Origin of the sequence: Bacillus sp. 16GRE42, from assembly GCF_019837435.1 — a bacterium.
GTDB lineage: Bacteria > Bacillota > Bacilli > Bacillales > Bacillaceae_G > Bacillus_A > Bacillus_A wiedmannii.
Genome location: NZ_JADAXF010000004.1, coordinates 549,990 through 559,546, shown reverse-complemented (window position 1 = coordinate 559,546; position 9,557 = coordinate 549,990). Strand labels below are relative to the sequence as shown.

Annotated in this window: 7 protein-coding genes; 1 reads left to right on the top strand and 6 read right to left on the bottom strand. The window is 35.1% G+C overall.

What is annotated here, in order from left to right:
* Window positions 1–149 precede the first annotated feature (149 nt).
* The 6 genes from gyrA to dnaA all read right to left on the bottom strand — a co-directional run bounded on the left by gyrA (window position 150) and on the right by dnaA (window position 8,809).
* Window positions 150–2,621: a DNA gyrase subunit A gene (gyrA, locus tag ILS93_RS23250; protein ID WP_222661349.1), complete on the bottom strand. Its 2,472-nt coding sequence runs from the start codon at window positions 2,619–2,621 to the stop codon at window positions 150–152.
* A gap of 88 nt (window positions 2,622–2,709) precedes the next feature.
* Window positions 2,710–4,632 (bottom strand): DNA topoisomerase (ATP-hydrolyzing) subunit B, encoded by a 1,923-nt coding sequence (gene gyrB, locus ILS93_RS23245; RefSeq protein WP_000435974.1) that lies wholly within the window; start codon window positions 4,630–4,632, stop codon window positions 2,710–2,712.
* Between the two features lie 38 nt (window positions 4,633–4,670).
* Window positions 4,671–5,798: a DNA replication/repair protein RecF gene (gene recF / locus ILS93_RS23240; RefSeq protein WP_222661347.1), complete on the bottom strand. Its 1,128-nt coding sequence runs from the start codon at window positions 5,796–5,798 to the stop codon at window positions 4,671–4,673.
* Window positions 5,799–5,810: 12 nt separating this feature from the next.
* The gene (yaaA, locus tag ILS93_RS23235; protein WP_000821367.1) at window positions 5,811–6,023 is read right to left on the bottom strand and encodes a S4 domain-containing protein YaaA; all 213 of its coding nucleotides are present in this window, start codon (window positions 6,021–6,023) and stop codon (window positions 5,811–5,813) included.
* Window positions 6,024–6,150: 127 nt separating this feature from the next.
* Window positions 6,151–7,290, bottom strand: coding sequence for a DNA polymerase III subunit beta (dnaN, locus tag ILS93_RS23230; protein ID WP_064475172.1), 1,140 nt, complete (start codon window positions 7,288–7,290; stop codon window positions 6,151–6,153).
* A 178-nt stretch (window positions 7,291–7,468) separates the two neighbouring features.
* The gene (dnaA, locus tag ILS93_RS23225) at window positions 7,469–8,809 is read right to left on the bottom strand and encodes a chromosomal replication initiator protein DnaA (protein WP_000428027.1); all 1,341 of its coding nucleotides are present in this window, start codon (window positions 8,807–8,809) and stop codon (window positions 7,469–7,471) included.
* 565 nt (window positions 8,810–9,374) lie between these two features.
* Here dnaA and rpmH point away from each other — a divergent pair.
* A complete protein-coding gene (rpmH, locus tag ILS93_RS23220; RefSeq protein WP_000831901.1) occupies window positions 9,375–9,509 on the top strand; it encodes a 50S ribosomal protein L34 in 135 nt (44 codons plus the stop codon).
* Window positions 9,510–9,557 lie beyond the last annotated feature (48 nt).

Below are 9,557 nucleotides of genomic sequence, written 5' to 3'. Positions count from 1 at the left end.
CATAATATATCACAGTATATTATTTTCGTCAACAAGTTTTTTAAGATAATTTGTATCTCTCATTTGCTGACTCTGCCTATTATATAGACTTTCCCATTGCTATGCAAGTATTATTATAAAAAAATAAGAGGAGGAAAAAATCCCCCCTCTTATTCTTCAGTAGAAACCTCTTCATTAGATTCCTCTTCTTCATCTTTCTGTGCTTTTGCTACCGTCGCTACCTCTTGCTCATCCTCTAATCGAATTAGACGAACACCTTGTGTATTACGTCCCATTTGAGAGATTTGATCAACTGGCATACGAATAATAACACCTGCTGCCGTAATTAACATGATATCTTCTTCACCTGTTACAGATTTAACAGCTACTAATTTACCGTTTTTATCTGTAATATTACAAGTCTTCAGACCTTTACCACCACGGCTTTGTAAACGGTATTCATCAATAGGTGTACGTTTTCCATAACCATTTTTCGTTACGATTAGAACATTTACATCCTCTTCGACAATTTCCATGCCTACAACTTGATCTTCATCACCTAATGTAATTGCTTTTACACCAGCCGCATTACGTCCCATAGAACGCACATCTTGCTCGTTAAAGCGAATTAACATACCATTGCTTGTTCCTACAATAATATCCTTATCACCAGATGTTAAACGTACAGATATTACTTCATCCTCTTCACGAAGAGAGATGGCGATTAAACCATTCGTACGTATATTTGCAAATGATGAAAGTGGCGTTCTCTTAGAAATACCTTGTTTTGTTGTGAAGAATAAGAATTCATCATCACCAAATTCACGAATTGGAATAATGGCGTTAATCCATTCACCCTTATCTACACCTAATAAGTTAATAATAGGTATACCTTTTGCTGTACGACTATACTCTGGGATTTCATATCCTTTCGTACGGTATACTTTCCCTTTATTAGTAAAGAATAAAATGTGATCATGCGTAGAAGTAGTTAATAAATGTTCTACGAAATCATCATCATTTGTTCCCATTCCTTGCACACCACGTCCACCACGGTTCTGTGTTTTGTACGTAGAAGCCGGTAACCTCTTAATATAACCATTATGAGTTAACGTAATAGCGATGTTTTGCTCTGGAATCAAATCTTCATCTTCAATAAATTCCATGCCACCAATTGTGATTTCCGTTCGTCTCTTATCATTGAAGCGTTCTTTTACTTCCGTTAATTCTTCACGAATAATTTCAAGAACTTTCTCTTCATCTGCTAAGATTGCTTGTAATTCAGCGATTAACTTCATTAAGTCTTGATATTCTTGCTCAATTTTTTCACGTTCTAATCCTGTTAAACGTTGCAGACGCATATCTAAAATTGCTTGTGCTTGTTTCTCACTTAAACCGAAACGTTCCATTAAGCCCTGTTTTGCAATATCTGCTGTTTTCGAACTACGAATTAACGTAATAACTTCATCTAGATGATCTAGAGCAATTCGTAATCCTTCTAAAATATGAGCACGCGCCTCTGCTTTTTCTAATTCATAAGCAGTACGTCGACGAATTACTACCTTCTGATGCTCCAAGTAATGATATAAATTTTGTTTTAAATTTAGTACTTGTGGCTCTCCATTTACAAGAGACAACATATTAATACCAAAACTCGTTTGAAGTGCTGTATGTTTATATAGATTATTTAATAGTACATTGGCATTGGCATCACGGCGTACTTCCATAACAATACGCATACCGTTTCGATCTGACTCATCACGTAAATCCGTAATACCTTCAATTTTCTTATCACGAACTAATTCTGCAATTTTTTCAATTAATCGCGCCTTATTAACTTGATAAGGTAGTTCAGTTACAAGAATAGATTGTTTACCATTTGACTTCTCTTCAATTTCAACTTTAGCTCGAAGCATAATAGAGCCTCTACCTGTTTCATACGCTCTTCGAATCCCACTTCGTCCCAAAATTAAACCTGCTGTTGGAAAATCTGGTCCTGGAATAAACTCCATTAATTCCGCAATCGTAATGTCGGGATTATGGCTTAGTGCCAATACACCATCAATTACTTCACCAAGTTGATGCGGTGGAATATTCGTTGCCATACCTACCGCAATACCCGTCGTACCATTCACTAATAAATTAGGGAAACGCGCTGGCAATACAATTGGCTCTCTTTCAGAACCATCATAGTTATCTTGATAATCAATCGTGTTTTTTGAAATATCACGTATTAATTCCATAGAGATCTTAGACATTCTCGCTTCTGTATAACGCATCGCTGCTGCTGAATCACCATCAACAGAACCAAAGTTACCATGCCCATCAACAAGCATATAACGTTGACTAAAATCTTGCGCCATACGTACCATCGTCTCGTAAACAGCTGAATCACCGTGAGGGTGATACTTACCGATTACTTCACCGACAATACGCGCTGATTTCTTATATGCTTTATCAGCTGTAATTCCTAAATCATTCATCGCATATAAAACCCTACGATGCACAGGTTTTAATCCATCACGAACATCTGGTAATGCACGAGATACGATAACACTCATTGCGTAATCTAAAAACGAGGTACGCATTTCATGACTAATATTAATTTCTCGAATTCGTGCTTGTTGTTGATTGTCTGACATCAACCAGCACCTCCTCTTACATTTCCGTTACACATACATTGATTTATATGTAGAAGACAGGAATACTTAGATTCCTGTCATTACCCATTTAAATATCAAGGTTTTTCACGTATTTTGCATTTTCTTGGATAAAGTTACGACGTGGCTCTACTTTATCTCCCATCAAAATTTCAAATGTTTCATCCGCTTCAATTGCATCTTGAAGTGAAACTTGAAGTAATGAACGTACTTCTGGGTCCATTGTCGTCTCCCATAACTGAGTTGGATTCATTTCCCCTAGACCTTTATAACGCTGAATCCCCGGCTTAGGTTGGGCTGGTAATTCAGCTAAGATTTTTTCAAGTTCCTTATCGTTGTAAGCATATTGAATTTTCTTACCTTGTTGTACTTTAAACAAAGGTGGCTGTGCGATATATATATAACCGCACTCAATTATTTGACGCATATAGCGATAGAAGAACGTTAATAATAGGGTACGAATATGCGCACCATCAACATCGGCATCCGTCATAATAATAACTTTATGATAGCGTGCTTTTTCAATAGCGAAGTCTCCGCCGATATTTGTACCAATCGCCGTAATAATTGTACGAACTTCATCATTTGATAAAATTTTATCTAAGCGTGCCTTTTCAACATTAATAATTTTACCCTTCAGCGGTAAAATTGCTTGGAAATGACGATCGCGCCCTTGTTTTGCAGACCCACCCGCAGAGTCACCCTCTACGATATAGATTTCACTAATTGCTGGATCTTTAGAAGAACAGTCTGCCAATTTCCCTGGTAAACTTGAAACTTCTAAAGCACTCTTTCGGCGAGTTAACTCACGAGCCTTTTTAGCTGCTACACGCGCACGCGCTGCCATCGTCCCTTTATCTATAATTTTACGTGCAACATTGGGATTTTCCAGTAAGAACTTTTCAAATGCCTCTGAGAATACTGACTCTGTAATTGTTCTTGCTTCACTATTTCCAAGTTTTGTCTTCGTTTGTCCTTCGAATTGTGGATTTGGATGTTTAATTGACACAATCGCTGTTAAACCTTCACGAACATCTTCACCAGTTAAATTACTATCCGCATCTTTTAAAATATTATTTTTACGACCATAATCGTTGATCACACGAGTTAAGGCTGTTTTAAATCCTACCTCATGTGTACCACCTTCATACGTATGAATATTATTTGTAAATGAGTAAATATGATTTGTGTATCCTTCGTTATATTGAAGCGCAACTTCAACCTGAATACCATCTTTTGAACCTTCTACATATACAGGTTCTTCATGAATTGGCTGTTTTGAACGATTTAAATGTTCAACATATGATTTAATTCCACCTTCATAATGGAATTCTTTCTTCTGTTTATGTTCACGTTTATCTTCAATTGTTAATTTAATATTACGATTTAAAAATGCTAATTCACGCATACGAGTTGCTAACGTATCAAATTCGTATACTATTGTTTCCTGAAAAATTTCTGGATCTGGTTTAAATCGAGTTATCGTCCCTGTTTGATCTGTGTCACCAATGACTTTTAAATCCGCAACCGGAATACCTCTTTCGTATTTTTGATAATGGATTTTGCCTTCACGATGTACAAATACTTCTAGTTCTGTTGATAGAGCATTTACTACAGATGCCCCAACACCATGCAAACCACCAGAAACTTTATAACCGCCACCGCCAAACTTACCACCAGCATGAAGAACGGTCATTATAACTTCCACAGCAGGACGTCCCATTTTTTCTTGTATACCAACTGGAATACCACGTCCATTATCCGTTACAAGAATACTATTATCTTCTTCGATACTAACGTTAATTTCATCACAATACCCTGCAAGTGCTTCATCAATACTATTATCGACGATTTCCCACACAAGATGGTGAAGTCCTTTTCCACTTGTAGATCCAATATACATCCCAGGGCGTTTTCGAACCGCTTCTAATCCTTCAAGTACCTGTATCTGACTTTCATCATATGAGTTTTCTTCCATTTGCTTTTGTTCCATTGACACAAAGATCACCTACTTTTCCATTTAAATAGGGATTACGCCCTATCTATTTCACAATCTACCGTGCCGTTCGTTACATGAATTGTTTTCGCTTCTTTTAATGTTTCGTGTTCAATTCCGTCGACACTCGTCGTTGTCACAAATGTTTGCACTTTTCCTTGAATTGTATTTAACAGATGCGATTGACGATAATCATCTAATTCTGATAATACATCATCCAATAAAAGAACCGGATATTCCTTAACTTCTGAGTAAATCAATTCAATTTCAGCTAATTTTAGGGACAGTGCGGTCGTTCGTTGTTGTCCTTGCGAACCAAAGACTTGAACATTTTTACTATTAACGAAGAATTGTAAATCATCACGATGAGGACCAATTAAAGTCGTACCACGGAAAATCTCACGTTGTTTCACAGATTGAAAATTTTCATAGTATACTTCTTTTATTTTCGACAAATCCATTGATTCTGATACATCTACACTTGGTTTATAGACAATTTCTAATTCTTCTAATCCACGGCTTATACCGCGATGAATTGGAGCTGCCCATTCTTGTAGTAAATGCAAAAACTCAAACCGTTTTTGCAATATTTTTGCACCATGCTCAATAAGTTGAAGTGTAAATACATCCAACATCGTTTCCTCATTCTTACTATTCCCTTGCATCTTTTTCAGCAAGTGATTTCGTTGCGTGAGCACCTTTTGATATTGACTCAATTCATACAAATAGACTGGAGCTATTTGGCCTAATTCCATATCTAAAAAGCGTCTTCTTACTTGAGGGCTTCCTTTTACAAGATTTAAATCTTCTGGGGCAAACATGACAACATTCATCATGCCAATATATTGACTCAATTTTTGTTGTTCAAGTTGATTTAATTTTGCCTTTTTACCTTTTTTCGAAATATTTAATTCCAAAGACAAAGAACTATTTCTCTTTTGTAATTTCCCTTTAATTTGACCGAAGTCTTCATCCCAACGGATAAGCTCGCGATCATTAGAGGTTCTATGAGATTTCGCCATCGCTAAAACATAAATAGCTTCCATCAAATTCGTTTTCCCTTGTGCGTTTTCACCGATAATCACATTCACTTTATCTTCAAAGGAAAGCTCTAACTTTTCATAATTGCGATAGTTTTTTAATTGTATTTCTGAAATAAACAAAGGGCTCCCCCTTTATGACTGAACTTGGAAACTTCCGCTTCCTGGAATTTCAATAATATCGTTCGCATATAATTTGCGACCTCTTCTATTTTCAAGTTCTTGATTCACGTACACTTCATATTCTTGTAAAAACCATTTTACAGCGCCACCTGTATCAATTACATCAGCTAACTTCAAAAATTGTCCTAGTGTAATATACTCTGTTGAAATTTTAATACGTTTCATAAAATCGCTCACTTTCTGAAAGTGTTCATTCTTTCATTGTACTAAATAAACTAACATTAGGAAAGTAATACCCAAAAATCAAATAAGGGCTACTAGTATCTGAAAACTAGCAACCCTTACTTCTTACTTAGTAAGTACGAACCGGTAAAATTAATTGAATAATGGAATCATCATTTACTGTACGAATTAAGAATGGTCTCATCGCACCAGTAAAGCTAATTTTAATTTCAGTACTATCTAAAGCTTTTAATGCATCCATCATATATTTTGCACTAAAAGATATTTTTAACTCTTCCCCATCTACTTTTTCACATTGAACTTCTTCTACTACTTTCCCAATTTCTGGTGAATTCGAAGAAATTTCTAGCATTTCCTTTTCTAAAGTTGATAATTTTACAACATTATTACGACCATCCCTTGCTAATAGAGATGCACGATCAATTGCTTGTAAAAATTCTTTTGTATTTACAAAAATATCTGTTTTACTTTCGGCTGGAATTAAACGAGTTGTATCCGGATAATTACCTTCTAACAATCTTGAGAAGAATAATAAATGCTTTGTACGGAATAATACTTGATACTCCGTAATAACGATATCTACCATTTCTTCAGACTCATCTAGAATTTTGCTTAATTCATTTAAGCTTTTACCTGGAATAACAACATTCGCTTGAAATTCATCTGCGATTCCTTCGATTTTTGCTTTTCGAAGAGCTAACCTGTGACTATCTGTAGCAATGCAAGTTAATTCGCTGTTATATACTTTCCAGTTTACACCTGTCAAGATCGGTCTTGTTTCAGAAGTGGAAACTGCAAATACAGTTTGTCTGATCATATGTTTCAGTAAATCTGTTGGAATCTTAAAAACATGATGTTCTTCAATTTGTGGTAACAATGGATATTCAGCAGAATCTAAACCATTTAAATTAAACTCTGATTTTCCAGAAATTATTTTCGTCATAAAATGATTTTCCACAGAAATTTCGACAGTCTCTTTAGGTAATTTTTTTACAATCTCACTAAAATATTTTGCTTGTAAAATAATACTTCCTGATTGTGCTACTTCTACGATTTCTTTTCCATTGTCTTCAACTGGGATAAAGGATTCAATAGAAATATCAGCATCGCTTCCTGTTAACGTAACTCCTTCTTCCGTAGCGACAACTTTAATTCCTGTAAGGATCGGAATTGTTGTACGAGAAGAAACAGCCTTCATTACATCTTGTACACTTCTTACAAGATAGTCTTTTTGTATTGTAAAACGCATAAAGAAAAACCTCCGGTAAGTATAATATTTTATTTAATTAATAAAGATAAAAAATAGTAGTAATAGTAATAGGGCCTGTGGATATGTGGATAACCCCGTTAAAGGATGTAAAAACAGTCTATCTACATGTGGATAGACTGTGCGTAAAACAAGGGAAGTTATTCACACTATTCAGCTACTACTTTAAAATATCGTTAATTTCTTCAACTTGTTTTTGTAATTGCGTATCCGTTTTAAGTAGCTTAGAAATTTTTTCATGAGCATGGATAACTGTTGTATGATCACGTCCACCAAATTCTTCACCGATTTTAGGTAAGGAGTAATCTGTAAGTTCGCGTGATAAATACATTGCAATTTGGCGAGGGAAGGCAACTGATTTTGTTCGCTTTTTCGCCTTGAAATCTTCCAGTTTTATTTGATAAACATCCCCGACAGCCTTTTGAATATCATAAATGGAGATAATTTTTGGTTTAGAATTTGGAATAATATTTTTAAGTGCTTCAGCTGCTAAATCAGCATTAATATCTTTGTTAATTAAAGATGAATAAGCTACAACTCGGATAAGTGCACCTTCTAGTTCACGAATGTTTGAATCAATTTGATTTGCAATATAAAGCATAACCTCATTTGGTATATCGAGTCCTTCAGCCTTTGCTTTTTTACGTAAAATTGCAATTCGTGTTTCTAAATCTGGTGGCGTAATATCCGTAATGAGTCCCCATTCAAAGCGAGAACGAAGACGATCTTCTAAAGTTGGAATTTCTTTTGGTGGCCGATCACTTGAAATTACAATTTGTTTACTTTCTTCGTGTAATGCATTGAATGTATGGAAAAACTCTTCTTGAGTTTGTTCTTTTCCTGCTAGAAATTGAATATCATCTATTAATAAAACATCTACATTACGGTATTTATTACGAAAATCGACCGCTTTATTATCACGAATTGAATTAATGAATTCATTTGTAAATTTTTCTGATGATAAATATACAACCTTTGCGTTTGGGTTATGTTCAATTACATAATGACCAATTGCATGCATTAAATGGGTCTTCCCGAGTCCAACTCCCCCGTAAATAAAGAGGGGATTATATGCTTTAGCTGGCGCTTCGGCTACAGCCAATGAAGCAGCGTGAGCAAAACGGTTACCAGAGCCAATAACAAATGTATCAAACGTATATTTTGGATTTAGCATACTCTGTGGTAAATGATTAGAATCATCTTGTGCTGAATTTGGTTTAGAAGGAGGAAGATCAATCTCCTCTTCAGCTTGACTTTGGGGAATAATAAAGCGAATAGCTAATTTTGCCCCCGTTAAATCATAAAGTGTTTCCGAAATTAGCTCTGAATAATGAGATTCTAACCAATCACGAGCGAATTCATTTGGAGCTGTAATTGTTAATACGTCTTTCTTTAAATTATGTGCGGTTGTTGATTTTAACCATGTTTCATAACTTGGTTTACTGACCTTTTTTTCTAGTTCTTTTAAGGCGCTGTTCCATAAATCAGAGATGTTTTCCAAAGGTGTCCCTCCTTTACTAAGATGGTAAAAGAATAAGGTTGCGCAACAAATGTACAACCTAAATAAATATAAAATGTATATTTATACGAAACGTATTTTAAAACCTAAAAACGTCGTTTGTATATGAGATAGGGTTTTCGACAAAAAAAGCAAATGTGGATAAGCATTTACCCACATGTGATTAAAACTGTCCACATGTTATACACAAATTGTGGATAAGATAAAGGTGTGGAAAACTTATTCAAAGTGAAAACACAACTATAATATCAAAAAAAAGTAGCTATAGCAATGAATTTAAGAAAGTTATCCACAAAATCAATACCTTGTGGAATAAACTTGTCCACAACACGATATACTGTGTAAAAGTACGAAAAGGGTTTGTGGATATAAAAACCCAGAAAAAACATTTATCCACAAGGAAATATAGGGTCTGTGAAAAAGTATGTGAATAGGTTCAAAATGAATATTTGATGAAAATTTCGAGAACCATTGACATTTTCCTAGTTGATTAACTATAATTTATAGGACTGTCTTTAACAGATATTCCTCAGGGAGGTGTCATATAATGAAAAGAACTTACCAACCAAATAAACGTAAGCGCAGCAAAGTACATGGTTTCCGCAGCCGTATGAGCACAGCGAACGGACGTAAAGTGCTAGCAGCTCGTCGTCGTAAAGGAAGAAAAGTATTATCTGCGTAGACCACTGATCGTTCAGTGGTCTTTTTTTCTAATAATAGTGAATTTCCA

Coding starts and splice junctions, on each gene's coding strand:
- gyrA (WP_222661349.1), bottom strand. CDS start 2,621: ATGTCAGACAATCAACAACAAGCACGAATTCGAGAAATTAATATTAGT.
- dnaN (WP_064475172.1), bottom strand. CDS start 7,290: ATGCGTTTTACAATACAAAAAGACTATCTTGTAAGAAGTGTACAAGAT.
- yaaA (WP_000821367.1), bottom strand. CDS start 6,023: ATGAAACGTATTAAAATTTCAACAGAGTATATTACACTAGGACAATTT.
- rpmH (WP_000831901.1), top strand. CDS start 9,375: ATGAAAAGAACTTACCAACCAAATAAACGTAAGCGCAGCAAAGTACAT.
- gyrB (WP_000435974.1), bottom strand. CDS start 4,632: ATGGAACAAAAGCAAATGGAAGAAAACTCATATGATGAAAGTCAGATA.